The sequence below is a fragment of the Shewanella polaris genome (assembly GCF_006385555.1).
GTDB classification, from domain to species: domain Bacteria; phylum Pseudomonadota; class Gammaproteobacteria; order Enterobacterales; family Shewanellaceae; genus Shewanella; species Shewanella polaris.
Genome location: NZ_CP041036.1, coordinates 2,308,135 through 2,334,645, shown reverse-complemented (window position 1 = coordinate 2,334,645; position 26,511 = coordinate 2,308,135). Strand labels below are relative to the sequence as shown.

Genomic DNA, 26,511 nt, shown 5'->3' with positions numbered 1-26,511 from the left:
GGTGGAGATATTGTTATTACAGCGTTGTAAGCTTTAAGCCATAGCGCTGTAATTTACGATATAAAGTACGCACACTAATATTCAGTGTTATGGCTAACTCAGCTGGTGATCCCTGATATTGCGAGCATATTTGAGAAAGATATGCACACTCCATGTCATCTAAAGTCACTATTTCTGTGTCTGTATTGGTGTTAACGACATCACTTGTTACTGTTAGTTGTACACTTTCAGGTAAATCATTGCTGTGGATAGTATCTTCGTTGGCTATCAGTGCCGCTTGTTCAATAATATTTTTTAATTCCCGAATATTACCAGGGAATGCATAGCGGCTAAGTAAAGTTAAAGCATTGACCGAAAACTTTTTATGTTTGTATTCAGAATACTTTATAAAATGCTTAACGAGTCCTGGAATGTCATCATGGCGTTCACGTAACGAGGGTAAGTAAATGGGAAATCCTGCAATGCGATAATATAGATCACGTCTAAATTCACCTTTTTCAACCAAATCCAATAAATTTTTATGACTAGCACTGACTAATCTAAAGTCAGAGCGTTTTTGTTTTAATCCGCCGACGGCTCGATAACATTGGGTTTCGAGTAACCTAAGCAATTTTACTTGCATGTTCAACGGAACATCACCAATTTCATCAAAAAATACCGTACCACCATGGGCTATCTCAATCAGACCCTTTTTACTGGTTGTTGCGCCGGTAAAGGCACCTTTTTCGTAACCAAATAATTCACTTTCAAATAGGTTTTCACTGAGTCCGGTACATTCAATGACCACAAACGGTTTATCATTTCGGCTACTGGCCTGATGCACTGCTTTGGCGACTAATTCTTTACCTGCACCAGTTTCACCTTGTAATAGCACAGCAATGCTGGATTGAGATGCTCGGTTAATTCTGTTGAGCATTTGTTTAAATGGCGCAGACTGACCCACCATGGTGCCTTTTTTAGATTCTGTTGACGCATAATCGATAGCATCTAAAATCTCCAGAAACCCTAATATTTCTCCACTGCTGTCTTTAATGGGTTTCATTAAAATATCGCAATATGACTTACCCTGTGCGGTGCTATGAATATGCACCGCATTGGCAGCCCTTTGCGTGCTTTGGCATTGTTGTAGCGGACACTCTTCGCCATGTTTATCACAAGGTTCGTCACTATGATGTGATATCTGATGACAGCGACTTTGACCTAAAATAACTTGGGTGTCGTAGGTTTCTATATAGGCTTGATTAACAGCATGAATAACATAATCAGGTGAAATAAATATCGCTGGTTTATCAATCGCGTTGATCATGGATTGCACAACAGTAGTGTTATTCATTTATTGCTCTCGTTTGCAGTACGCATCTAGCCGTTAATATCTAAATGACATTTTTAGCACAATCTAACACGATAATTGTCACAGCAATGTCATATTTGTCACTTTATAACCTAGCATGTGCATCATATAAATATCAATGTATTTTAACTAGCTGATTATATTGTATTTATATTATTTGTGTGATCTGGCACAAGGTTTGTATTCATCTTGTTATATGTTTCCTGACCATATTGGTTAGTAGAACATAAAATGGGGAGAATACTCAATGGCGAAGGTTGTCGTGCTTGGCGCAGGTACTGGTGGTATGCCTGCTGCGTATGAAATTAAAGATATCCTAGGTAAAAATCATCAGGTGTTAATGGTTAATGAGCGTGAAAACTTCCGCTTTGTACCGTCTAATCCTTGGGTTGCAGTGGGTTGGCGAGAACCCGAAGCGATATCTATACCAATAGCAAAATATTTGGCTAAAAAAGATATTGATTTTAAATGTGCTTTTGTCACTCAAATTGATGCTGAACAAAACCAACTGATTACCGCTGATAATGGCATTATTGACTATGACTATTTAGTCATTGCCACAGGACCTAAGTTGGCGTTTAACACCATACCTGGAGCAGGGCCAGAACACTTTACTCAATCAGTATGTTCACTGGAACATGCGTTAACCTGCAAAATCGATGTAGATAAGCTATTAGCAAAACCAGGTCCAGTGATAGTGGGGTCATTTCAAGGTGCCAGTTGTTTTGGACCAGCTTATGAATATGTGTTCATATTAGACAAAGTATTACGTGATGCAGGTATCAGGAATAAAGTGCCAATTCATTTTGTCACCAGTGAGCCTTATGTGGGTCATTTAGGACTAGACGGTGTTGGTGATTCAAAATCAATGCTCGAATCTGAGTTACGTCAGCGAGATATTAAATGGATATGTAACGCGAGTGTCGACAATATTGAACAAGGAACCATGCACATATCTGAACTAGATCGTAAAGGAGATCTTTACCTTTCACACTCACTGCCATTTAATCACGCAATGTTAATTCCACCGTTTGCCGGTATTGATGCCGTCGCCAATGTAGAAGGTTTATGCAATGTCAAAGGTTTTGTCATTACAGACGAGCATCAACAATCACCAAGATTTAACAATATTTTTGCGGGAGGGGTTTGTGTCGCAATTCCGCCTGCAGAAGTGACTCCAGTACCAACGGGAATGCCTAAAACAGGATATATGATCGAGTCAATGATGACCGCCATAGCCCATAACCTGCATAGCATTATTGTTGAAAATGTTGCACCTAAAAGTAAAGGGACTTGGAATGCGATTTGTATTGCTGACATGGGGGACACTGGTGCGGTATTCGTGGCTATCCCACAAATAGCCCCAAGGAATGTGTCATGGTTTGCTAAAGGTAAATGGGCACATTTAGCTAAAATTGGTTTTGAGAAATATTTTTTACGTAAAATGAAAACCGGAAGTAGTGAACCACTTTATGAAAAATATGGCCTCAAACTCATGGGGATAACTCGACTAGAAACAAAGGATGACGAATAATGCGCTTAACACACAAACAAACTAACTCATGGATAAAGTCTGGCCAAATGACTGGGCTAATCATGTTTATGAGTATTTCGACAATAGGGCAGGCTGAATCACTCACTGAGCAGCAAACACTTGAACAACAAGCTAACCAACGTATTGCTGACTTTAGCCAAGCATTAAAAGGCCAGTTAAAAGCAGCAATTAAACAAGGTGGATTAATTAATGCCGTGTCGGTGTGTCACTCTGTCGCGCCAGCCATTGCCGCTGAGAACGCTAAAGAAGGATGGACACTGAAGCGCACCAGTTTACGGATGCGTAATTCAGAAAATACGCCTGATGCTTGGGAGTTAACCCAATTACAAAAATTTGAAGTTATTAACGCTTCAGGGCAACAGGCTGCTGATAAACCCATCATTGCGAGTGAATATATTGTCAATGATGGGGAAACCCATTTTCGTTATATGAAAGCAATACCGACTCAGGAATTATGCTTAGGTTGTCATGGTAGCAATGTTGAACCTGACGTGAGTGCATTGATAAACAAAACCTACCCAAATGATAAAGCAGTTAACTTTGCTCTAGGTGATATTCGCGGGGCATTTTCATTGCAAAAGGTGATCAGTAATCCAGCTCAATCGATGACAACTACAACAAAGCTGAAACAATAGAATTAATGCATGAATAGAATATCCTAGTGTTACGTAGGGCTTAACTGCTGTTAAGCCCTACTACACCAAACCTAAGTCATACACATTTCATTATCGTGTCGTTATTTGCTACTTATTGCGACGTCATGCGCAGTTTATGATAATGATTTAATTTAATATTAAGCTGTCGTAATTAAGCCTTCACCGTCGTTGTCGAAATGATGTTGCAAATGTAGGTTAATTTTTATCTGAAGTGTTATCTAACAAATGCATTATGTATTTTGTTGGGAGTTAATTTGTCATGAGTAAAATCCGGATTGATCCTTTTTATCATCCAGCTAGCCATACAGTTACCTATGTGGTGACCGATCTTGCGACTTGTCAAAGTGCGGTTATTGATCCTGTTTTAGATTTTGATATAGCATCTGGCACAATAAGCACTGGTTTTGCCGATAGCATCATAGATCATATTGACAATAATGGATTTGAAATTGAATGGATTTTAGAAACTCATGCTCATTGTGATCATGTGTCAGCTGCGTGTTATATCAAGAAACAACGTGGGGGGATGACAGGTATTGGCGAACACATTACCCAAATTCAGCATACCTTTAAACGATTACTTAATTTAGATGACAGTTTTAAGTGCAATGGTGAACAGTTTGATCAACTGTTTACCGATGAAGAACTCATTAAACTGGGTCATTTAGATATTCATATCATGTATACACCTGGGCATACACCTGCCTGTGTAAGTTATCTTATTGAAGATGCCGTGTTTGTCGGCGATACCTTATCAACCCCAGAGTTGGGTACTGTAAATGTAGACTTTCCAGATAGCAGCACAACCACTTTATACCATTCCATTCAGCGAATATTGGCATTGCCAAATTGTACTCGGGTGTTCGTCGGACATAATAAGCTTGCAGAAAAACGCGCCGATGAGGTGTTAGAAACATCCGTTATAGCGCAAAAACGTTATAACAGTGTGGTTGGTGGTAAAGCAACCCTTGCTGAGTTTGTTAAGTTACATCAGCAACGCCATGTTGATTCAGATATCCAGCCTTTATTATTGCCCGTAATACAATTTAATATTCGTGCAGGCAATATGCCTCCAGCAGAAGCTACCGGTAACTATTACCTTAAAATACCGCTTAATCAGTTGTAATACTCGAGAATAACCAAGATAACCAACTAATATAACAAACTAATATCACCAACTAATACAATTAACTAATGTTAGCAACTAACACGAACCAGCATAACCCGGTTCGTGTTGTATTACTTTAGGCCTTATAACTCACCAACGGAAAACCATCCTGTTGCCATTGCATCATACCACCGGCTACAGAAAGAGGTCTGCTAAAGCCCATATTCTGCAATGATTCAGCAGCAAGTGCGGAGCGTCCACCAGAACGACAAATAAGGTAAATATCCTTGTTTGCTAACTCTTCTAATGCCATTGATGCTTCACAGTGATGACTCACCAAAGGGTGTTCTTGTATTTTCATCTCTAATACGCCGCGAGGAAAATTCACCGCCCCTTCAACATGGCCAGTGATAAACTCTTCATGTTCACGAACATCAATAATAACGGCTTCAGGGTTAAGCATTGCAGTGAGTAACTCTTGAGTTGTCACTTCGAGGATATTCGCTTTGATATCACTAATGTACTGTCTAGCTGTTTTCATGTTTACCTCAAGAATTAAATAACAGATTTAATAAAAATAAATATCGCCATTAACACCAAAAAGACCGCAAATACTTTTTGTAAAATGGCTTTAGGAACATACTGGCTTACCCATTGACCAGCCATGCTGCCTACAAGTCCGCCAGCAATCATGATGCCAATAACCGACCAATCAAATTGAAGCCCTTTGTCTGAAAGCAAACTGTAATATTTAACAAAACCAATCAGTGAGTTCATCGAAATAATCAATAAGCTAGTGCCAATGGCCAGCCACATTTCAATACCACCAAGCAATACCAGTGCTGGCACAATGAGAAAACCACCGCCGACACCCACAAAGCCAGTGACGACACCCACAGCCAATCCTTGTGTCAGGATTTTAACGATATTCAGCTTGGTGCCTGCTTTACATCTGCCAGATTGATTACGCCACATCATTACCGCGCCAACGAGCATCAAAACCACAAACACCTTGAGCTGTATGTCACTATTGAAAAAGGTACTTGCCCATGCACCTATATAAGTGCCTGCCATACCAGGTAACCCAAACAAAAAAACATGAGGCCAAGAGACCTTTTTTTGTTTAATAAACCCAATACTACTGACTACACTGATTGCACCAACGATGCATAATGATGAGGCAATCGCTAATTCTGGCTGCATACCAATGAGATATAGCAACACTGGAACCGTAAGAATTGAGCCACCAGAACCCAACATGCTCAGCACTAAACCTATTAATAATGCACCTATGATTGCTTGTATCATCTTGATTACTCTTAGGCTTAAAGTAGATTAATGGGGATTTTTAAATACACAGTGCCATTGTCTTCTGCCGCTGGCATTTGTCCTGCTCGAATGTTTACCTGTATTGCCGGAATTATTAGCCTTGGCATAGGTAAGGTGGCATCTCGTTTTTCACGAAGTGCAACAAAGTCTGCTTTTGATACCTTATTATTAACATGAATATTATGTTGTTTTTGCAGGCTTACTTGGGTTTTAAATTGGTGGTCTCGACCTTCAGTAGGATAGTCATGACATACGTAAATATCGGTTGTATCAGGCAAGCTGAATATGGTTTGAATTGAATCGAATAAGGTGTTGACATCACCTCCTGGGAAATCACATCTAGCGGTACCCACATCGGGCATAAACATAGTATCGCCAACAAAAGCGGCTTGTTCATTCACAATATAAGCTAAATCGGCTGGAGTATGACCCGGTGTGTGCATAATGCGGATCGAGGTATTACCTAGTTGTAAGAGATCATTATTATTAAATAGACGATCAAATTGGCTGCCATTAGGAAGGAAATCAGCCTCTAAGTTAAAAATTGTTTTAAAGGTATCTTGTACTTTAGTGATGTGCTGACCAATACCAATTTTACAGCCAATTTTATCACGCAGAAAACTTGCGGCAGATAAATGATCAGCATGGGCGTGAGTTTCTAATATCCATTGAACCGTCAAGTTTTGACGTTCAATCCAATGTAAAACACGCTGTGCACTGCGGGTATCAGTACGGCCAGATTTATAATCGAAGTCTAAAACAGGATCAATAATCACTGCATATGAAGTCGCATTATCGGCAACAACATAGGTAAATGTTTCACTGTCTTCATCTAAAAACTCATGGACACTAAAAGTCGAATTCATCACGAATCTCCTATCAATCCTATATAAAGAAGACACAGGGATTGGTATCCCTGTGCAGGTAAAAAATTAAAGTGATTTTTTACTGAAATACCAATCTGTGTATTCATATCCTTCGTCTAAACGGGCTTTTGCATCAGCAGTTGTTGCTGGTGGCGGTACAATGACTTGATCGCCAGGCTGCCAGTTTTCTGGAGTTGCAACACCATTTGCATCACTGGTTTGCAATGCTTTAACTAAACGAACGAATTCATCAACAGAGCGACCATTGCTCATTGGGTAATACACCATTGCACGTAATATACCTTCAGGATCGATAATGAAGGTTGCACGAACAGCGGCGGTATCACTGGCGCCGGGTTGGATCATTCCATAAGCTTTAGCAACGGCCATTGATAGGTCAGAAATAATAGGGAAAGTAATTTCAACACCGAAGTTTTCTTCAATGTTTCGTACCCAAGCAATGTGTGAATGAATACTGTCGATAGATAGACCTAATAATTCGGTATTAAGTTGAGCGAACTCTTCAGCACGTTGCGCAAACCCCATAAATTCTGTAGTACAAACGGGTGTAAAATCAGCAGGGTGTGAGAACAATACTAACCACTTACCTTTATAGTCAGTAAGTGAACGCATACCATGTGTAGTCTTGGTATTAAATGCAGGTGCAGGGCGGTTTAATTGTGGAAAAGAAACGATTGAATCAGTCATGTAATTACTCCAATAAGGTTAAGTTAAATTAGTTTCAATCTGTAAAATAGATTGCAAACATACTTAGTAATAGCAATAGCTAGGCCAACATCGGTAAGGTAATAATAAAAAAGGCAATTAAAATATAAGGTGTTGTTTTAATAAGTTTTAATATTTATAAAATAATAAATTATTAAGTAAGGTATATTTTAAACGAATGATCAATATCACTTTTTCAATGACATAATTGGCTCGATGACAATAATGGCAGTCAATATTGTCACCATAATTGAGTAAAACTCAATGTTTGGCTATTTATGATGAGTTTTTAAATCGTTTGACCTCAATGACAAATAGCAACTGAAAAGACTTATCAATTTAAGAGACAAAACAAGAATCTATTAGGATTCTATTAGAATAGTATTTAACGATGATCTGATTAATATAAAAAATGTGAAATGCACTTAAGCACAGCTATATCGACGAGAAAAGTTGATATTTAATGGATTATCAATGTATTAAATCTATAGGCGTTGAATTAGATTAAGCTGAGTTTGTCAAATGAGGGAACGTTTAATTCATTGAATAGAGTCAAACAAAAGGGCATGAATGGTTAAGTAAATTGGCGTGGTATAGCGTGACTTAATCACATACTAATCAACTAGGATGGGACTAAATTTGGCTAATTCAGCAGCATTGTGAACATCGAGTTTTTTAATGATTTTTGAACGATGAACTTCTATGGTTCGCAATGAAACAAACAAGGTTTCTGCCATCTGCTTATTGGTTTTCCCATCTATTAATAAATGAAGTACCTGATTTTCCCTATCTGTTAGTGTGCTGTAGCGTTTTCTTAATTGCATTGTTTCAAATGTGAGATTGCTGGTGGTCAATGCTTTTTCAATGGCACAGACAAGCTCGGTACCTTTTACTGGTTTTTGAAAGAAGTCACATGCACCTTGTCGAAAAGCATGAACCGCCATAGGCAGATCGCCATGACCAGTGAGAAATATAATGGCTAATGGACTTTGAGCATCTACCAGTTTTTGTTGTAATTCTTGGCCCGTTATTTCAGGCATTTTACTATCAACAATAAGGCAGCCAGCTTGGGTTATATCAATATTGGCTAGAAAGGCATTAGCTGAATCATAGATATGTAAATTAAAACCATATTGCAACAGCATAAATTGCATTGAATCGAGGATCGCCAAGTCATCATCAACCATGTAAATATGTTTAGAATTCTGCATTTGATTATAAAGTCATTGCTCAGAAGTTAATGAATATAAATACAGTGTAATCAAACTAATGCATTGAGCAAATTCTTGATTCGTTTTTGTGGCACATGCAACTTTTTTGTGGCGCTAGCTACATTAGACTGAACTAATTGGGTGTTATTAACATTTATTACTGGATGATCGTTAATGCGTTGTGGAATGTGGCTATTGTTAAGCTCCAGTTTTCTGTGGACTTTTTGTGCACAAGGCCTTGTGCTACCAGACAGTATTGAACCCCTTGTTCAGCAGCAAACACAACGTGAAGCTCCTTCTCAAGTTCACTATCGGGTTGCGGTACTCGCCAATTATGGTGTGATAAAAAGTATTGCTCGCTGGCAACCCTTAATGAACTATCTAACTCAACATGTCCCCAATGCCAGTTTTGAAGTTGTTCCATTGGATTTCAACCACATGAACGAGCAGCTACTCAGTGGTCAGGTACAGTTTGTGGTCACTAATCCTGGGCATTACTTTAATATGAGTAGTGATTTTCCAATTTCGTGGTTGGCCACCATGAAAAGTGACAAACATCATGGCAACACATTTGCAATCGGTGCGACCATTATCGTACGTAATGATAGTTCGTTAATGGCACTTGATGATCTCTCTGGTCACTCAGTAGTCGCCAGCGACCCTAGTGCACTAGGCGGCTATCAAGCGGCATTGGGGTTAATTAATTCCAAGGGATATTCCACAGATAATTTTTTCTCAAAAGTCACGTTTGTCGGTTTTCCACTTGAACCATTAATTTATCACGTTCGTGATGGCACAGCAGAAATTGCAATTACCCCATTTTGTACCTTTGAGCAGATGGTTGCAGAAGGTTACATTAACCCGAGCGATTTTAGAGTTATCAATGATGTTACGCCCGAAGGTTATGATTGTGCAGTCAGTACTTCTTTGTACCCTAATTGGTCGTTTGCCTCATCAGATGCTGTGCCATTAACAGTGAGGACCGATATTACGCGTGCTTTATTGTCAATTAGTGCAAACCATCCAGCCTCTATTGTAGGGCAAAATAGCGGTTGGGCTGCACCTATTAGCCAATTTGAAGTGATTAAGTTGTTTAAACAACTTGATATAGAATCCAAAAAAATCCCAGTGTATTTACAAGTTTGGCAATGGATTAAACTCAATCAACATTGGGGGTTTGGATTATTAGGTTTGTTTTTTGTTTCAACAATTTATCACTTATGGCTGGAATATCGATTTAGACAAAAAAGTGAGCATTTAGTCAATACAGAACGCCAATTAAAAAACAAGGCGTTACAGTTAGCCCGTTTACAAAGTGCGGCGATTTTGGGAGAAATCGGTGCCGGATTAGCCCATGAACTTAACCAACCTATTGCGGCAATCACTCAATACAGTGAAGGTGGCATGATCCAGCAGGCCAACAAGACTGGGCAAAATTCAATACAATATCAGTTGCTTGATAAGATACATCAACAATCTATCCGTGCAGGTGAAATCGTACATAGGATCAGAAGTCTATTGCAGCGAAAAAATACTGAAGAGACGGATTTTTATGTCAATGAGCAATTATTGATATGTTTAGAGTTACTCGAGCATGAATTTAAAAGCCACACCATTAAACTCAGCACCCAACTGACTCAAACCGACATCAAATTAACCGGCGACAAAGTCGGCTTTTGCCAAGTGTTAATAAATGTATTAAAAAATGCAGTTGATGCCATGTCTGAAAGAGATATCTCAAGTGAAATAACCAACCGTATTCTAATTGAGTCGCATTCTGTAGATAATACCCTGCAACTGAAAATTTATGATAATGGTATTGGTTTAACCTGCTCTGCAGATGATTTTAAAACCACCTTTTTTTCCACGAAAGAAAATGGCTTAGGATTAGGCTTAGCCATTTGTAATGACGTTATTATGTCGTTCGGTGGCAAAATAAGCTTATCAAAATGTGAAGATGATCCCGATTCACCTTGGCAAACCGGTTGTAGAGTATTAATTGAATTACCAATTAACCGCTAATTCAATAATTTACTAACAGATGTGTTCTTTCTCCTTGTTAAATTGTTCAACCTCTAACGTATCAAAAATCCTCAATAATTAATCCTGAAATTGCTATTTTTCTGTGTTAACTCAATATTTGCGAGCTCAAACCGTGATGTCAATCATATGATTATCTTGGATGTGGTTTACCACAATACCCTTAATTTAAATGTGGGTTAACAATGTGCATAGCGATGGGGCTTAGTCATTTTTTAGTTTACTAAATTCCATTAATCATCAGTTAACCGTAATAACTTCGTGCTTTGTAGATTATGAAGGTGAAGGGGGCAATCATGATTCAGTTAAATAGGCGTCATTTTTTGAAGGGGGCAGGTGCAAGTAGTGCGACTTGTGCTCTGGCAAGTATTTTACCCGGTTCAATTGCTGCAATAGAAAGAGAGCCATTAAAAGGTGTTTCTTCTGAAGTGGCCAGTATTTGCGAAATGTGTTCCACACGCTGTCCAATAAAAGCGCGGATTGTGGATGGCAAAAATGTCTTTATTACGGGAAATAAAGAAGCAAAGTCATTTGGCGGTAAGGTATGTGCTCGAGGTGGAGCAGGTCATAGCTTACTTTATGATCCAAAGCGTATTGTTAAACCTTTAAAACGGGTTGGTGAACGTGGCGAAGGTAAATGGGCAGAAATATCTTGGGCCGATGCTTATAAAGAAATTGCCGCGAAAATGAATCAGATAAAAAAACAATATGGCGCAGAATCCATTGCGTTTTCATCTAAATCAGGTTCGAACTCTGATCATGTATTTCATCTCGCTGCCGCATTCGGCACACCTAATACTTTCAATCACGCGTCAACATGTCCTGGCGCTTACGTTGTTGCCGCCAAAGCCATGTTCGGCACAAAAATGAAGCGCGATTTAAGTAATTCTAAATACATTATCAACTTTGGTCATAACATTTATGAAGGCATTAACATGTCTGAAACCAGAGGCATGATGCAAGCGCAAATGGATAAAGGTGCCAAATTAGTTGTATTTGAACCTCGATTTTCCATTGTGGCAGACAAAGCTGATGAATGGCATGCAATACGTCCAGGTACTGATGTATCAGTGGCGTTAGCACTATGTAATGTATTAATTGTTGATAATTTGTACGACTGTGATTTTATTGAAAAGCATGTTATAGGTTTTGACGAGTTTGCTGCAGAAGTAAAAGACTATACCCCTGAATGGGCCGAAACCATTTCAGATGTTTCAGCCAGTGCTATCCGCCGGATTGCTCACGAATATGCCAGCCATGCGCCGCATGCTGTGGTTGATTTTGGTCATAGAGCAACCTTTACTACTGAAGAGTTCGATATGCGCCGCGCGATATATGCAGCCAATATTTTAATTGGCAATATTGAACGTAAAGGCGGTATATATATGGGGAAAAAGGCTCCCGGTTACAACAAGCTTGCGGGTGAAAATGTTGCTCCAGCATTGGCAAAACCCGGTGTAAAAGGAATGCCAAAAATAACGGCAATTCGTATTGACCAAGTTGAAAAACAATACGCCATGATGTGGTCTTCTGGTGGGGTTTATCAAACGATATTAGATGCGACTTTGAATGCTAAGCCTTATCAACTTAAAGGTTGGATAATGAGCCGTACCAACCCAATGCAAACACTGACAGACAGGGCCAAAGTAGAACAATCACTTAAAGCATTAGATTTAGTGGTGTCATGTGAACTGTATATCAGTGAGACAGCCGCATTTGCAGACTATATTTTGCCAGAATCAACCTACTTAGAACGTGATGAAGATATCGCAGATAAATCGGGAAAAAATCCGGCTTATTACGTTCGCCAACCCGTAGTTGAAATCATCGGTGATACTCGTCCAAGTTGGCAAATCTTTAGAGAACTAGGCCAACAACTAGGACTCGGTGAGTTTTATCCTTGGGAAAATATTCAAACGTTGCAATTAATGCAAGTCAATCGCGATCACAGCCTATTGGAAAAAATCAAAACATTAGGCTACGTCAGTTACGGTAAACCGTTGATGTTACGTGAGCCAGAAATGGTTGCAGAATTCGCTAATGCATATCCGAATGCTAGAACTATCGATGAAGATGGTACTTATGCAACCGCAATGCACTTTAAAACACCCAGTGGAAAAATTGAATTAACCTCAGCCAAAGTTGAAGAAATGGCACCCGGTCGTGGTGTGATTAAACATCGTAGTGTGCAACTCAAAAATGCAGACGAATTGTATTTTATACAAGGCAAGGTTGCGGTACATACCAATGGTGCAACTCATAACGTGCCAATGCTCAGCAATCTTATGTCTGACAATGCGGTTTGGATCCACCCTTTAACTGCAGGACGGCTAAATATTCACAGCGGTGACGCAATTAAATTAATCAGCAGTGTTGGTAGTGAAGAAGGCACAGCCTTAGTCACTCCCGGCATTCGTCAAGACACCGTATTTGCTTATATGGGCTTTGGTTCAAAAAATAAAGAAATGGTAAAAGCAAGCGGTAAGGGTATTCACTGCGGCAATTTACTGCCTAATGTCATCTCACCTGTGTGTGGCATGTGTTTACACACAACTGGCGTTAAGTTGGAAAGAGTTTAGCCGGTAATTAATTGATTTGGAGTCTACTATGAACAAACGATATGTCATGGTGCATGATGAAAATAAATGCATCGGCTGCCAAGCTTGTAACATAGCTTGTCGGAGTGAAAATAATGTCCCTGAGGGTGTAACGCGTTTACAAGTAAGAGTTGAAGGACCTTATGGGGAGGCACCTAATTTACATTTTAAATATCATCGTGTGTCTTGCCAACAATGTGAAGATGCTCCGTGCGTGAGTGTTTGCCCAACTGGAGCGGCTTATATTGACGAAAATGGTTTAGTGTCTATCCATAACGATAAATGCGTTGGTTGTATGTATTGTATTGCAGCCTGTCCGTACAAAGTTCGCTTTATCAACCCAATCACTAAGGCCGCAGACAAGTGTAATTTCTGTAAAGACACTCGCCTAGCCAGAGGTGAGCAACCCGCTTGTGTTACAGCATGTCCAACAGATGCATTGTATTTTGGCGATGCTAACGACAGTGAAAGTGAAGTGGCACTATTGCTAAATACTAAAATAACTTATCAAGACAAAACTCACCTAGGCACCAAACCACGAGTTTACCGTATTCCGACTAAACGAGGAGGGATTGAATCATGAATAATACATGGGGCGACATGGCGCAATATGATCCACTAATTTGGAACTGGATCATCGCAATTTACTTATTTATGGCCGGTTTATCGGCAGGTAGCGTACTCATTGGTATTGGTATGCGTTGGTACAGCAAAGATAAAAGCATCGAAAGCCCAATCTTAAAAGCTTCAGCCATTATTGGCCCTGTGGCAATTTGTTTAGGCTTAGCGTGTTTAGTGTTTGACTTAACAAAACCGTTTCACTTTTGGCTAATCCTAATTAATTATAATTTTGATTCGGTGATGGCAATGGGTGTCGCTGCATTAATGGCTTATATGCCTTTAGGATTTATCTATTCAATAATCGTATTAAGGGATGATTTAGCTAAATGGAAACTGGGTTTTTTAACGCCAATAGGAAACATGTTTTTACCATTTCGTAAAGTTATTGAAGTATTAATGTTCGTATTAGCTATTGCTGTTGGCGCTTACACAGGCTTTTTAATCTCGGCAATGAACGCTTATCCTATGCTGAATACGGCAATACTACCGGCACTATTTTTAGCGTCTGGTTTATCAGCAGGTGCTGCGGGCAACTTAATTGTGGCATTAACCTGTTTTAATAGCAGTACTCATGATGGCGAGGTGATGAAGCTTCATGGGCTTGATTTACCGGTGATTATTACAGAAATGATGTTCCTGTTCATGTTGTTTACGTCACTGTATTTTACCGGCGGAGCGGCAGCTGAATCGTTAGCATCATTAAGCCAAGAGGTATGGGGCAGTGTATTTTGGTACGGCGTCGTGGGAATAGGATTTTGTATTCCTATTTTATCAATGTTTTTACCGTCAAGCACCCGCCATACCAAGGCGATGATGTTGACCGTGGCATGTTGTAGTTTAACGGGTGTTTTAGCACTACGACATTTCATTGTGTATGCCGGCCAAACCTATATTAGTTAGATTACGTTAACTACATGATTTAGTTAATGCCCTCTCAGACAAATCTGAGAGGGCATTTTTTTCTGCAAAAAGATAAGACTATTCATCTCAGAAAACAACTGACAATTCCAAAGCCACGCTTATCGAAAGTGTCGGCATGTAACGGGTAATTGGCAAGATGAGGCTTATTGCACAGACGAATATTGGTGGTCGCTACCAGTAATAAATCATCAGGCGTTATCTTTGGGTAGTACAGAAACGTTAATATAGGTGCAATTTGCATTAACTCAGCATCCACTCGCAATAGGGGCCGGCTAATAATGTTATCGATAGGGCCAATATTCACATGCATAAACGCATCGGGTAGGGTTCTGTCGAGTAAGATCCAAAAACGTTTTAATTTACGATAAATATCATCGGTACTAACCCCAGACACAAATGGCATTAATAGCACATCTAATTGACCTAAAAAAACGGGGATATTGGTTACCGATGGTACGTGATGATAAAGCACCATTAGCGAGTTTAATGCATCATCAAAATCTTCGGCTGGCGACATTTCTAAATGTTCCGAGCCTTGCTTGAGGTATTTAGCATAATCTGGCAATACATAACGCGGTTTAAACGGCGCGTGACCTTCAAACATGTCGCAAATACCCCCTTCTTGCATCGCATTACTCACCACTTCAGACATCGCGACATACGGCAGACTATTTTCAACCTCTAGCGCCAAGTAATTGGATTTTTGCTTAGGAGAAAGTTGAGGGTGCGTCAATATTTGCATAATGTTATCGGGTAATGCCATGTTGAAGCTCACTTTTAAATGACTAATGTCTATTGATATCAACCAATCTACCCAGTGAGATTGGTTTTAAACACTGAAAATAGCAGAAGCCGCCATTGATAGAATGGAAACCCGATGATGTAGATCACAATCGACAATATTGGCGCCTCGATTGGTTGTAAAACGCTTTTTGTTAAACCCTTATAATTAATTATATCAGTCGTTTATTGGGTAGATTATTTTATTGTTTAATAGGCCATTAGATAAACGAGTTGAGCCAGACTTAATCAAATGTTTGCTTCACAAAGGATGTTTACATTTGCCCAGCTATAACAAAAAATTATTTAAATGATAATATTTGATAATTTAATGTTTTAGCTTGTGAGTTGTATATTGTCACAGGAAATAAGGCGTCATCAATAGCCACATTTGATCGTTTTCACTGATGCAGCCATATTCCCTTTCGTCGAAGACATGTATCGCGCTTGTAATGACATTAACGCTCGTTGTGGAAAAGTCGGCTGAGATGCTTGGGCCGTGAAGGTTGTACAAGCTATATCGTTTTTATTGTCGATCCAATGAATACCAAATTGAATTTATTTACGTTAGCCAGTAAGCAGGAATACATTATGAAAGATCCATTATTTCAACCAATACAACTGGGTAAACTCTCATTAAAGAATCGTATTGTTATGCCGCCAATGACGCGTTCACGATCTACTCAGCCAGGTAATGTTGCCAATGACATAATGGCTAAATATTATGCGCAACGTGCATCGGCAGGCCTTATTGTTTCCGAAGGCACCCAGATTTCAGCTATGGGCCAAGGCTATGCCTGGACACCGGGCATTTATTCTCCCGAACAAATAGCAGGATGGCAAAAAGTCACTAAAGCTGTGCATGCAAAAGGCGGCGTTATGTTTGCGCAATTATGGCATGTTGGTCGTGTAAGCCATCCAGATAATATCAATGGTGAACAGCCTATTTCGTCATGTGCTTTAAAAGCAAAAAATGTAAAAGTGTTTGTTGATAACGGTACTGATGCCCCTGGTTTTGTTGATGTTGTCGTGCCACGAGAAATGACCAAAGCAGATATTAAGCTGGTTATTGGTGAGTACCGTCAAGCAGCATTAAATGCAATTGAAGCGGGTTTTGATGGCATAGAATTGCATGCGGCAAACGGATATTTAATTAACCAATTTATTGATTCTGAAGCCAATACAAGAACCGATGAATATGGTGGCAGTATCGAAAACCGCCTGCGTTTTCTTGGTGAAGTAGTGGCCGCAATGACAGATGCCATTGGTGCCGATCGTGTAGGTGTGCGCCTTGCGCCATTCACATCATTAAATGGTACCGTTGATGCAACACCAATTGAAACCTACACCGCAGCAGCGGTATTGCTTAACAGCCTAAATGTTGTTTACATCCATTTTGCAGAAGTCGATTGGGATGATGCTCCAGAGACACCTGAAGAATTTAAAGATTCTGTTCGAGCAGCTTATCATGGTGTACTTATTTATGCTGGACGTTACAACGGTGAAAAAGGTGCGCAGGCAATAAATGATGGCCTAGCGGATATGATTGGTTTTGGTCGACCTTTTGTGTCTAATCCTGATTTACCAAACCGCATAAAGCATGGTTATCCTCTGGCGCCGCACAACCCAGAGACATTATTTGGCGGCGGTGAAAAAGGCTTAACTGATTACCCAGAGTACAGTCCAAGCTAATATAACTTCAGTTTAAGTTAATATTGAATATCCTGAAGCGGTGCTAGTGCTAACGAAACACTAGCACCATTTCAGGTTTGCTTATCTATATATAAATCAAAATATCCTTTGCTTGTATTGCCCCAACATCATCATATCTTTGTTCACACTAGTGTTAGCGATGAACACATTTAGTTTTCGATTGTTTGCCGTTAATATTTATAACTAATCTTTTTTGCGTAAATAATTTCTTTTTACGTCACTCATCATTTTTCCTCATTTCTATAAGCTAATCCCTATCGAATATTGAATGAATATTTATAAATAAAAAAGGGAATAAAATGAAATCGACTATTAAAAACAATGTAAAAACAGGCGTGATTTTTGGTTTAAGTGCATTGGTGTTAGTGGGTTGTGGTAGCTCGTCGGAAGAAGATCAACTGACTTGGATCAATAATTGGAACAACTCACTTAATTTTGAAGCAAAAATGAAAATGTTAAATACGTGCTTCAAAGTAGCGGGTGTTAAACGTAATACCAAGCAAATGACAGATTCACAAAATGAAACCATGAATGAATGCGAGCTTGATTACGTTATGGAGTTGGCGGAAAAAGATGACATCAGTTTAGACAGAGACTTGTTAGCTGCTAACACACTGCAACTATAAGATTTTATACGTCATCCAACTGCTAATTAGCAAAAGTGAACAAAGAAAGGAATAACGATGTCATTAAAAGATAAAGCCTTCGACTTAGCCAACGAAGCCAAAAGGACTGCAGGGCAGTTAACTCATGATTTACAACAATCTCAAGCATTTGAGCAGGCTAAATCTTCGCTTTCCAATACTAAAGAACGGGCATTAGCCGTCGATCCTGCTGGCATTAAATTGATGAACTTTTTTGCAGTATTTTGTTTAGCATTTATGTTGTTAAGTACATTTTTCCCGCTAATGAATATGATGGGAAGCAGCGTGCCGTTAAGTGATATCACCCCGACCTGGTTATATTTGGTGACTATTATTGCTTTGTTGAGTCACTTATTTGGTGTTAAGCAGTCAATTTCTCGTGGTTTATTACTGTTACTTTTATTGTCGATTACTTATACCGTATATCAACAAATTGCAGATATATTTCAAACAGCACAAATGTTTGGTGGTGCAAGAACAAAAGACATTATTAGAGTCGCCGCAGAAGGATTGAAGTATGCCGATATTGGCTTTTACTTGTTTTTAGTCAGCTTGGTACTGGTGGTCATTGCAACGATTAAACCCGGCTACAAAACAAATCATGCATTATGGGCTCAATTGGTTCAAAAGTAGTTCGTCATTGTTCAAGTAGCCCGTTACTGACTGGCTACTTTTTTAAGGCTTAGCGTTTATGCAATTTAAACCTCGTAAACAGCATATTTATAATTCGGCTAACCTAGTGGGAAAAGACTATATTGTTGGCGATATTCATGGCCAAATTAACCTGCTGTATGAACAATTACTGGCACAGGGTTTTAACTTTAACACTGACCGTTTGTTTTGCACCGGAGATTTGATCAGCAAAGGTGAACAGAGTATTGAGTGTTTAAATCTACTCACTAAGAAGTGGTTTTTTGCGGTAATGGGTAATCATGAACAACTGTTTTTATTGGGTTTTCAGTGTGCAAGTTATTGGGATTGTTTACGCCAAAAAGGCGGGGACTGGTTATCGCAGCATATGCAACGCTTTGACTTATTAATCCGCTGGAAAACCATGATTGATATTATGATGCCATTAACCCGAACAATTGTTGTAAATGGTAAATCTGTTGGAATAAGTCATGCGTCTGCTACGCATAACTGGAAAACCCTACAAAGTGGGGCATTGTCGGATGAAGACATCTGGCACATTTTATGGAGCCGGCCACTGCATCAACTAAATAGCTGTGTTGCTATTGATGAGGTTGATTTTGTGGTGCATGGACACAGCTCGGTCGAAGGAGTCACTCGTCATCATAATCGCTACTGGATTGATACTTTCACTTTGAAGCAAGAATTGACCATCATTAACCTCAACATGTTACAACCGTTACAACAGAGCTAACTTAAAATACTGTAATTACTAGTAATTGAGGATGAAGTAGATGATAATTGGTTTGTTAAAAAATGTTGAAGATAGGGATAATTGTGTCAATTAGAGAGTTAAACAACGCCACTGAATTATTAGTGGGTTGGCAAAATAGAGATAAACACCAAAGCGAAGAGTTTCTTACTTACGCTTACCAAGATATTCGAGCTATTGTTGAAAAATATCTCTCTAAACATCAACCTAATGAGACCATTTTACATGATGCTTCTATTACTGAGTTAGCGAACGAATCAGTGGTTAAATTGCATCGTTGGCGTAATGACGAGCAACCATTTGAAAGCCGCCAACATTTTTTTGATTATGTGCGCGTGTCAGTTTGGCATTTGCTGTTTGGTAAGCCGCATAAATCACTTGTGGAGCATCAACAGGCTAAATACGATTTTTTACATTCACAATTATTAGACTCAGAAATAGTGTTACCTAATTGGACCGAAAGTCTGGCACTTTCCTCAGCATTAGAGTTACTACAACAATCCCATCCAAGACAAGCTGAAGTATTTGAATTGAAAAATTTTGCCATGGTGTCACATCAACAAATAGCAGATATGTTGGCGTTATCATCAAGAACCGTCGATAACGATTTAAAGTTTGCTACGGTTTGGCTTAGAGCAAAGTTAACTGATGATTGATATTGTTGCCCTATATAGTGAGTTGGCCAGTTTATCTAAAACAGAACAACAACAGCGCTTATTACCATTAAGACAAGTCTATCGTGAACAAGTGCTAGCACTTGAAAAAATGCTTTCCGTTGATGACACTCCGTTATCAAGCAGCCAATTATTATCTCAACAATATGCCAACCACAGCCCTTTTTCACAAGATGAATTGATTGGTCAACAAGTAATGGGCTTCACGATTACTCAATTAATCTCTAATGCAGGCGGTATGGGGCTGGTATTTCTAGGTGAACAACGCTTAGAAAATCATGATACTGGCTATATAAAAATACATAAAGCAGCCATAAAAATACTACGAACTAATCGTTTAAACACTCAGCAGCAAAAAGCCGTTTTTTATAATGAAGCCTCCATTTTAATGACTTTAGACCATCCGAATGTGTGTAGCATATATGGCGTGTCTGAAGTATTAGGCCATGCTTGTATTGTCATGGATTACATTGATGGCCACGGTTTAGATGTTTGGTTGGATAATAATAAATTCAATCAAATACAGAGATTTAATCTATTTGAACAATTACTGCGAGCGGTGAGTTATCTTCATGGAGAAGACTTGTTTCATGGTGACTTAAAACCACAAAATATCATTATCAATGACCAAGGTCACCTAGTGTTGATTGATCTTGGACTGGCTTCAAAATATAAACAAAAAATCAGCGAAGATGACAACCATACTCAAGATGTTATTCAAGCATTTACCCGTCATTGGAGCGCACCTGAACAAGTGGCAGGGCATGCATGTACCGCACAATCGGATGTATTTTCACTGGGTATGATGTTGCACTTTTTACTTACGGGCAGTGTAGTGGCTAACGGCAAAGTTTCGATGTTAAAAAGCACCGAACTTAACGCGATAATTAATAAAGCCATTTTAAATCAACCAGATCGGCGGTATACCAATGCCGAATCATTTAGACAAAGCATCAATATTTACCAACAAGGAATGCCCGTAGCAGAATATTCACAAAGCGGTTCTTACCAATTACACAAGCTGTTAAAGCGCAAGCCTTTTACTTCACTCGCATGCGTGTTGTTTGTGTACTCAGTTGCCACCAGTTTGTGGATTGTTTTTCATTAAAATTGGGGTAAATAAAATCTCTTATGGGCATCATCAAAACAATGCCCATGAGAGAAAATTAATGATTAGTAATGGCACGATTTACAATCACGTTCAGCTATTTCTCCGTTGTGGCATTTCCAGCAGAATTGCCCACTATTATGATCCTTTAGAGTAAAACTGTAACGTTTAGGTTCAAATATTGCTTCATGTTCTTTAGTGCTATGACAATCAGTACAAATGTAAGAACCTCCTCTTGCATGGGTTTGATAAGAAAAGACAACTCCGCCTTTTCCTCCACCACCGTATTGCCGATCTTGTTCTGATGGTGTTGCCCAAGCGTTTGGCAACACCAGAACCGCGACAACCACAGCGGCTAATATATCCCGATATGCTGTGGTGAGTTTCATTAAACCTCCTGAATGAGTATCGATGGGTCTACATTATTGACATCTGCAACGCCAGTTAACACCATGCTAGACACTAGTTCGGTATGATAACGTTTGAACAACATCTCGACCCCTTCAACCCCACCACCGAGACTTGCACGTATCATAGGGCGTCCAACCAACACTGCTTGAGCACCATAGGCAAGAGCTTTAAGAACATCGCCGCCGTCGCGCACGCCACCATCCATCAAAATTGGCATTTTATAACCACGGTCACGTACAGCTTTGACTATCGATGGAAGTACATGCATTGTTGCTGGTGTAGAACTTAGTACTCGACCGCCATGATTAGAAACAATGATGGCTCCACAACCTGCTTCTGCACACATAAGAGCTTCATCAACTGTCATGATACCTTTAGCAATGAAAGGGATTTTGGCATAATTAACAATCTCTTTAAGCTTTTTAAGATCCTTTGGTTCAACGGTTTTACCTGGTAAAGCACGTGCGGCTCTACCGGCAGAGTCAACATCTATAGCAAAGAAAGGAGCACCTGCTTGTTGAACTATATCAATTCTTTCAAAAATTTCCTTTTGAGTACGCGGTTTTATTTGTGCAACTGCTCGTCCTTTAAACTCTTGAACTACATTCATTCTTCTTTTGTAAGTTTCTAATGGGTCCCCTATACCATCAGCGGCCCAACCAATGGTGCCAGAGTTAGCAGCCCCCTGAATAATACCGCGGGCATATTTTTCTTCAGTCATCATTTCACCATCAAAGGCGAGTTTATTGGCAGCTCCCATGTTATAAGTCAGGCCTCCTGTTATGCCCGTAAGAATTGGCATAGAGAGTTTAACGCCCAATAGATTAATCTCTGTTTTAGGTTGAGTAATATTATGTACGGTTCGCATATTGAGGCTTACTTCTTCAAAAGCTTCAATGTTACGCACAAAGCTAAGACGCTTGCCTCCCATACCAGGCACTGTTTCACCGCAAGGACCTTTACCATTACAACGACCTGCACCAGATATATCGCAAGCTGCACATGTATCCATAATTTTACGAGCATTCATCAGAACGTCAGTCAGGTTTTGAGGTTTTTTAACATAACCGGCTACCGCTATAGGTTTATCTACTGCTGCCGTTGTAGCTTGAGCTGAAGATGTAGACATCGTTAGGGTGCCTGCTGCAGCAGCTAACACAGCACTTTTAGTTAGAAAGTCACGACGATTTTGATTAAGGTCATTATTATTCATTTTTTAATTCCTATGGTTGTTTCTTGCTCACACCATAAATTTATATCAGCCTTATTCGATATAGGAGTAATCAAGTGCCGAAGTGAGTAATAGATCCATTGTTCAGTAAAAAGTTGATATGCACACACAAGTTTATGCATTTGGGAATATCAATAGTGACTTAACTATTATTCATTATGTGAGTTGATTTGCAGAACAGAACAAAATCAGTGCCAATCAAAATCATCAGCGCTTATTGTTAGGTGACATAGTTTGGAGTTTCGTGATGAATGTAATTATGATTAATTGGAGATCCCTCTGCTACATATCAATTTTAGTATTCTTTTTACAACCAAACGTATATGCAGAGCAGCAACTTACTTTGAATGTACATAGCAATACACCACCGTTTGAATGGCAAAGTGAAACGGGTGAAGAAAATGGTTTTAATATTGAATTAGCACGCTATATCGCTCAGCAGTTACATTATGATTTACACATCAATCGTAGATCATTAGACCAAACACTTAAAACGGTAACTAATGATACTCGGCAATTAGCTGTCATCGCTGTACCTTCTGGTGAAATATTGGATATCAATAAGGCGTTACCGCTTTTGCCGACTTATATTAGTGCTTATAATCGACGTGGTGAAGAAAATGCCGACACGTGGGCTGCACTAAAAGGAAAACGTGTTGCAATCAAAAGCGCTTCATCTGTTGCAATGTACCTAAATAATAAACCACAAGACTTTATTATAATTCCAGTTATTACCAACGAACGGGGTTTTGAGTTACTCAGTAGTGGTGAGGTGGATTATGTTGTATCTGAGTTTTACTGTTCAAGACGAATGCTCAGCCTTTTCCCAATAGCAAAGACTGCGGGTAGACCACTGCTGTATAGCCAGTTTTATTTGATAATGTCTGATAAAGACCCTGATTTTGTTGCTGCGATCAACGAAGTCGTCAAGAATAGTTTTAACAATGGTTATTTTGATGATTTACTGAATCAATGGGTAGCATTCGGCAAGGAAAAAATTGAGCTTGGACAGGTTAAAAAAGACTTTTCTCAAGTCGCGTTAGTCACTGCCATAATTTCAAGTTTGGGCATGTTAATTACTCTTTATATAAGTTTCATATTAAGAAAAAAAACCAAATCTTTAAAACAAGAACTGCTAAATCGTCGTAATGCAGAGTTAGAAATTAAACGTATATCAGTACAGTTTCATTCGGTATTAGATGGTTTGCCTCACGGTGTTTGTTTGATAGCTAAAAATCAACAATTGATTTGGCAAAATGGTAAATACCCTTGGATTCTTGAACATGAAGTGTTAGCGCAGTCAAAACCTAAAATTAATTTGAATCAGTTAATATACCGAACTTTCACTGATGAATATTCTCAAAATTTAGAATTTACTTTAAACAACAAACATTGGAAATTAGAACTACATTTAATTTCCAATGACATGCTTGCATTGTTTTTAGAAGACAATACCGAAACATTTGAATTGAAGCAGGCAAGTGATCTTTCTGCCCGTCTAGCTTCTTTAGGTGAGTTATCTGCAGGCATTGCACATGAAATAAACAATCCTGTAGGGTTAATTACCCAGTCTGTCACTTTGGTTAGGGACTTGCTGGACGAACTTAAACTAAATATTTCAAACAATATTTCTTCAACTCAAAAAACTAACCAGCTATTAGCGGATATAGATTATGGCTGCGAATCAATTGATGACTCAGCGGGGCGTATTAGTCGAATTGTGCGAGATTTGAAACATTTCTCAAAGCCAATACTTGAAATCGCCCCTAAAGCGGTTAATTTGAATAATGTAGTGGAAACAGCATTACGATTAACTCATAACAATGTTAAACGGATTCACTTACAGCTGATGCTAAACAAGCAACTGCCCACAATTGAAGGTGATGAGCTGCAGTTACAATTAGTATTAGTTAATTTGATTCAAAATGCTTGTTTTGCAATGGATAAACCAGAGCCTTTATTGGTAATTGAAACGGGTATAGAAAACAGTAATATTTTTATAAAAGTAACTGATAACGGTTGTGGTATGGATACACAAACATTGGAACGTATTCGTGAACCGTTTTTTACAACTCGTAGAGATCTCGGAGGAACGGGGTTGGGTTTATCTACCAGCAATAAAATCCTTTCAATACATCAAGCACAATGGCTGATACATTCGCAACAAGGAACAGGAACTGAAATGAAAATATTATTCAGGAGTGTTTCATGAAATTAAGCAGAAACATTCTCATTATTGACGATGAAACAAGATGGTTACGAACCATTGAACTATTACTTTCTCGTCGTATACCTGAGGCAAATTCTTATACTTGTGAAAATAGTCGTCAAGCATTAGAGCTTATTTATCAATTGGATATAGCCTTGGTATTGCTTGATCTTAATATGCCAATACTTGATGGACGTGAGTTGTTACGAGATATTCGAGAACAAGCGCCTTATGTGCGAGTGATTATTGTAACAGGACTTAATGAAACTGAAGTTGCCGTTGAGTGCATGAAGCAGGGCGCATATGACTTTATTACCAAGACAAGTTCTACAGAGCAATTACTACTATGTATTCGACGAGCAATGGAAGTTATCGGATTAGAACGAAATTATCATAGAATAAAAGACGGTTTTTTTAATCGGCATAGCCTTAGTGTTTTTAGTAATATATTAACAACAGATATTAAAATGCATGATTGTTTTTGTTATGCGGCTACTTTACATGACAGTAATGAACCAATTTTTATCGAGGGTGAAATAGGCACAGGTAAAAGGCTATTCGCACAAGCTTTACAACAATTAATTTGCCCAGAAGAATTGCTAATTGAGATCTCGCTTGCTGATTTAACACCAGTAATGTTAGAAGCAAAGTTATTTGGTGATGTAAATACTCAAGGACTCTTACAAACAGCGAGCCATGGAATGATATTACTAACTCAATTAGAGTTAGCAACACCTGAAATACAAAGGATTTTAGCTCGATTATGTAAACTTAAAAGTTATTTACCGCTAGGCTCTCTAAGAGAAAACTCACTTAATTGCAGGTTAGTGTTCAGCAGCCATAGTTCATTAGAAATACTCGAACAACAAGCTTTCTCTCTAAGCTTAATTTATGCGTTACGACCTCAATGTATAAGATTGCCACCACTACGTGAACGCAAAAATGACATAGGCTTATTGCTTCAACATTTCAATGAAATGGCTTGTCTAGAATTGGGTTTTGACTATCTTGCTTTGCCACATAATTTAGCTCAAAAACTAGAGGGTTATTCTTTTCCAGGTAATGTTTCCGAGTTAAGGTCTTTAGTATATACAGCTGCCAATATTAGTAGCGGTTCTGAATTATCACTAGCCCCATTTTTTCATGTTATTGAACATAAGCACCATCTTGAAGTGGAACGAATTATGTTCCCAAATACATTACCCACTATCAATGAGACGGTTCAGCAATTAATTCACGAATCATTAGTGCGAGCTCAAAATAACCAAAGTGCTGCAGCTAAGCTATTAGGCATCACTCAAAGTGCATTAAGTCGTCGTTTAAGTAAAATAGAATAATATTTAATCATGATTAAATAT

At 38.9% G+C, this 26,511-nt stretch carries 23 protein-coding genes and 1 pseudogene; 15 read left to right on the top strand and 9 right to left on the bottom strand.

The window, feature by feature from the left end; translation table 11 throughout:
• Window positions 1–16: 16 nt before the first annotated feature.
• On the bottom strand, window positions 17–1,333 hold the full coding sequence (locus FH971_RS10170) for a sigma-54 interaction domain-containing protein (RefSeq protein ID WP_206194415.1): 1,317 nt from the start codon (window positions 1,331–1,333) through the stop codon (window positions 17–19).
• Between the two features lie 265 nt (window positions 1,334–1,598).
• On the opposite strand from FH971_RS10170, the gene FH971_RS10165 reads away from it, so the two are divergent.
• From FH971_RS10165 to FH971_RS10155, 3 genes are all read left to right on the top strand, one after another.
• A complete protein-coding gene (locus tag FH971_RS10165; RefSeq protein ID WP_140234224.1) occupies window positions 1,599–2,885 on the top strand; it encodes an NAD(P)/FAD-dependent oxidoreductase in 1,287 nt (428 codons plus the stop codon).
• Window positions 2,885–3,541: a Tll0287-like domain-containing protein gene (locus FH971_RS10160; protein WP_137227086.1), complete on the top strand. Its 657-nt coding sequence runs from the start codon at window positions 2,885–2,887 to the stop codon at window positions 3,539–3,541. The genes FH971_RS10165 and FH971_RS10160 overlap by 1 nt, the downstream gene beginning before the upstream one ends.
• A gap of 280 nt (window positions 3,542–3,821) precedes the next feature.
• Complete coding sequence (locus FH971_RS10155; protein WP_137227087.1) at window positions 3,822–4,688, top strand: MBL fold metallo-hydrolase; 867 nt, start codon at window positions 3,822–3,824, stop codon at window positions 4,686–4,688.
• 118 nt (window positions 4,689–4,806) lie between these two features.
• Here the strand turns inward: FH971_RS10155 and FH971_RS10150 are convergent, their stop codons facing one another.
• The 5 genes from FH971_RS10150 to FH971_RS10130 form a co-directional block, all read right to left on the bottom strand.
• On the bottom strand, window positions 4,807–5,211 hold the full coding sequence (locus FH971_RS10150) for a rhodanese-like domain-containing protein (protein ID WP_137227088.1): 405 nt from the start codon (window positions 5,209–5,211) through the stop codon (window positions 4,807–4,809).
• Between the two features lie 14 nt (window positions 5,212–5,225).
• On the bottom strand, window positions 5,226–5,978 hold the full coding sequence (locus FH971_RS10145; protein ID WP_206194414.1) for a sulfite exporter TauE/SafE family protein: 753 nt from the start codon (window positions 5,976–5,978) through the stop codon (window positions 5,226–5,228).
• Window positions 5,979–5,995: 17 nt separating this feature from the next.
• On the bottom strand, window positions 5,996–6,865 hold the full coding sequence (locus tag FH971_RS10140; protein WP_140234223.1) for an MBL fold metallo-hydrolase: 870 nt from the start codon (window positions 6,863–6,865) through the stop codon (window positions 5,996–5,998).
• Window positions 6,866–6,931: 66 nt separating this feature from the next.
• Complete coding sequence (locus tag FH971_RS10135; protein ID WP_137227090.1) at window positions 6,932–7,573, bottom strand: peroxiredoxin; 642 nt, start codon at window positions 7,571–7,573, stop codon at window positions 6,932–6,934.
• A 632-nt stretch (window positions 7,574–8,205) separates the two neighbouring features.
• Complete coding sequence (locus FH971_RS10130; protein WP_140234222.1) at window positions 8,206–8,802, bottom strand: response regulator transcription factor; 597 nt, start codon at window positions 8,800–8,802, stop codon at window positions 8,206–8,208.
• A gap of 186 nt (window positions 8,803–8,988) precedes the next feature.
• Here FH971_RS10130 and FH971_RS10125 point away from each other — a divergent pair, with 186 nt between their 5' ends.
• The 4 genes from FH971_RS10125 to nrfD all read left to right on the top strand — a co-directional run bounded on the left by FH971_RS10125 (window position 8,989) and on the right by nrfD (window position 14,960).
• Window positions 8,989–10,824: a sensor histidine kinase gene (locus FH971_RS10125; RefSeq protein ID WP_140234221.1), complete on the top strand. Its 1,836-nt coding sequence runs from the start codon at window positions 8,989–8,991 to the stop codon at window positions 10,822–10,824.
• Between the two features lie 314 nt (window positions 10,825–11,138).
• Entirely contained in the window at window positions 11,139–13,421 is a 2,283-nt protein-coding gene (phsA, locus tag FH971_RS10120; protein WP_140234220.1) for a thiosulfate reductase PhsA, read from the top strand.
• 28 nt (window positions 13,422–13,449) lie between these two features.
• The gene (locus FH971_RS10115) at window positions 13,450–14,022 is read left to right on the top strand and encodes a 4Fe-4S dicluster domain-containing protein (RefSeq protein ID WP_140234219.1); all 573 of its coding nucleotides are present in this window, start codon (window positions 13,450–13,452) and stop codon (window positions 14,020–14,022) included.
• Window positions 14,019–14,960 (top strand): NrfD/PsrC family molybdoenzyme membrane anchor subunit, encoded by a 942-nt coding sequence (gene nrfD, locus FH971_RS10110; RefSeq protein WP_140234218.1) that lies wholly within the window; start codon window positions 14,019–14,021, stop codon window positions 14,958–14,960. The genes FH971_RS10115 and nrfD overlap by 4 nt, the downstream gene beginning before the upstream one ends.
• Window positions 14,961–15,051: 91 nt before the next feature.
• On the opposite strand, the pseudogene FH971_RS10105 reads toward nrfD, so the two are convergent.
• Window positions 15,052–15,744: pseudogene (locus FH971_RS10105) on the bottom strand (glycyl radical enzyme domain-containing protein); the annotation flags it as partial.
• Window positions 15,745–16,352: 608 nt separating this feature from the next.
• Between FH971_RS10105 and FH971_RS10100 the strand changes: the two are divergent.
• The 6 genes from FH971_RS10100 to FH971_RS10075 all read left to right on the top strand — a co-directional run bounded on the left by FH971_RS10100 (window position 16,353) and on the right by FH971_RS10075 (window position 21,302).
• On the top strand, window positions 16,353–17,453 hold the full coding sequence (locus tag FH971_RS10100; protein WP_140234216.1) for an alkene reductase: 1,101 nt from the start codon (window positions 16,353–16,355) through the stop codon (window positions 17,451–17,453).
• Window positions 17,454–17,773: 320 nt separating this feature from the next.
• Window positions 17,774–18,100, top strand: a complete 327-nt coding sequence (locus FH971_RS10095; RefSeq protein ID WP_140234215.1) for a hypothetical protein — start codon at window positions 17,774–17,776, stop codon at window positions 18,098–18,100.
• 57 nt (window positions 18,101–18,157) lie between these two features.
• Complete coding sequence (locus tag FH971_RS10090; RefSeq protein WP_140234214.1) at window positions 18,158–18,751, top strand: hypothetical protein; 594 nt, start codon at window positions 18,158–18,160, stop codon at window positions 18,749–18,751.
• A 58-nt stretch (window positions 18,752–18,809) separates the two neighbouring features.
• The gene (locus FH971_RS10085; RefSeq protein WP_140234213.1) at window positions 18,810–19,502 is read left to right on the top strand and encodes a metallophosphoesterase; all 693 of its coding nucleotides are present in this window, start codon (window positions 18,810–18,812) and stop codon (window positions 19,500–19,502) included.
• 83 nt (window positions 19,503–19,585) lie between these two features.
• Window positions 19,586–20,176, top strand: a complete 591-nt coding sequence (locus FH971_RS10080) for an ECF-type sigma factor (protein WP_167496004.1) — start codon at window positions 19,586–19,588, stop codon at window positions 20,174–20,176.
• Window positions 20,169–21,302, top strand: a complete 1,134-nt coding sequence (locus tag FH971_RS10075; RefSeq protein ID WP_140234211.1) for a serine/threonine protein kinase — start codon at window positions 20,169–20,171, stop codon at window positions 21,300–21,302. The genes FH971_RS10080 and FH971_RS10075 overlap by 8 nt, the downstream gene beginning before the upstream one ends.
• A 65-nt stretch (window positions 21,303–21,367) precedes the next feature.
• On the opposite strand, the gene FH971_RS10070 is transcribed toward FH971_RS10075, so the two are convergent.
• Both FH971_RS10070 and FH971_RS10065 read right to left on the bottom strand, forming a co-directional pair.
• The gene (locus FH971_RS10070; protein ID WP_137227105.1) at window positions 21,368–21,691 is read right to left on the bottom strand and encodes a cytochrome c3 family protein; all 324 of its coding nucleotides are present in this window, start codon (window positions 21,689–21,691) and stop codon (window positions 21,368–21,370) included.
• Window positions 21,691–22,926 carry an alpha-hydroxy-acid oxidizing protein gene (locus FH971_RS10065; protein ID WP_137227106.1) on the bottom strand — a complete coding sequence of 412 codons (1,236 nt, stop codon included), beginning with the start codon at window positions 22,924–22,926 and terminating at the stop codon, window positions 21,691–21,693. Before FH971_RS10065 ends, FH971_RS10070 begins: the two co-directional genes overlap by 1 nt.
• A 265-nt stretch (window positions 22,927–23,191) precedes the next feature.
• Here FH971_RS10065 and FH971_RS10060 point away from each other — a divergent pair, with 265 nt between their 5' ends.
• On the top strand, window positions 23,192–25,156 hold the full coding sequence (locus tag FH971_RS10060; protein ID WP_140234210.1) for an ATP-binding protein: 1,965 nt from the start codon (window positions 23,192–23,194) through the stop codon (window positions 25,154–25,156).
• Entirely contained in the window at window positions 25,153–26,490 is a 1,338-nt protein-coding gene (locus FH971_RS10055) for a sigma-54-dependent transcriptional regulator (RefSeq protein ID WP_140234209.1), read from the top strand. Before FH971_RS10060 ends, FH971_RS10055 begins: the two co-directional genes overlap by 4 nt.
• The last annotated feature ends 21 nt before the right edge of the window (window positions 26,491–26,511 follow it).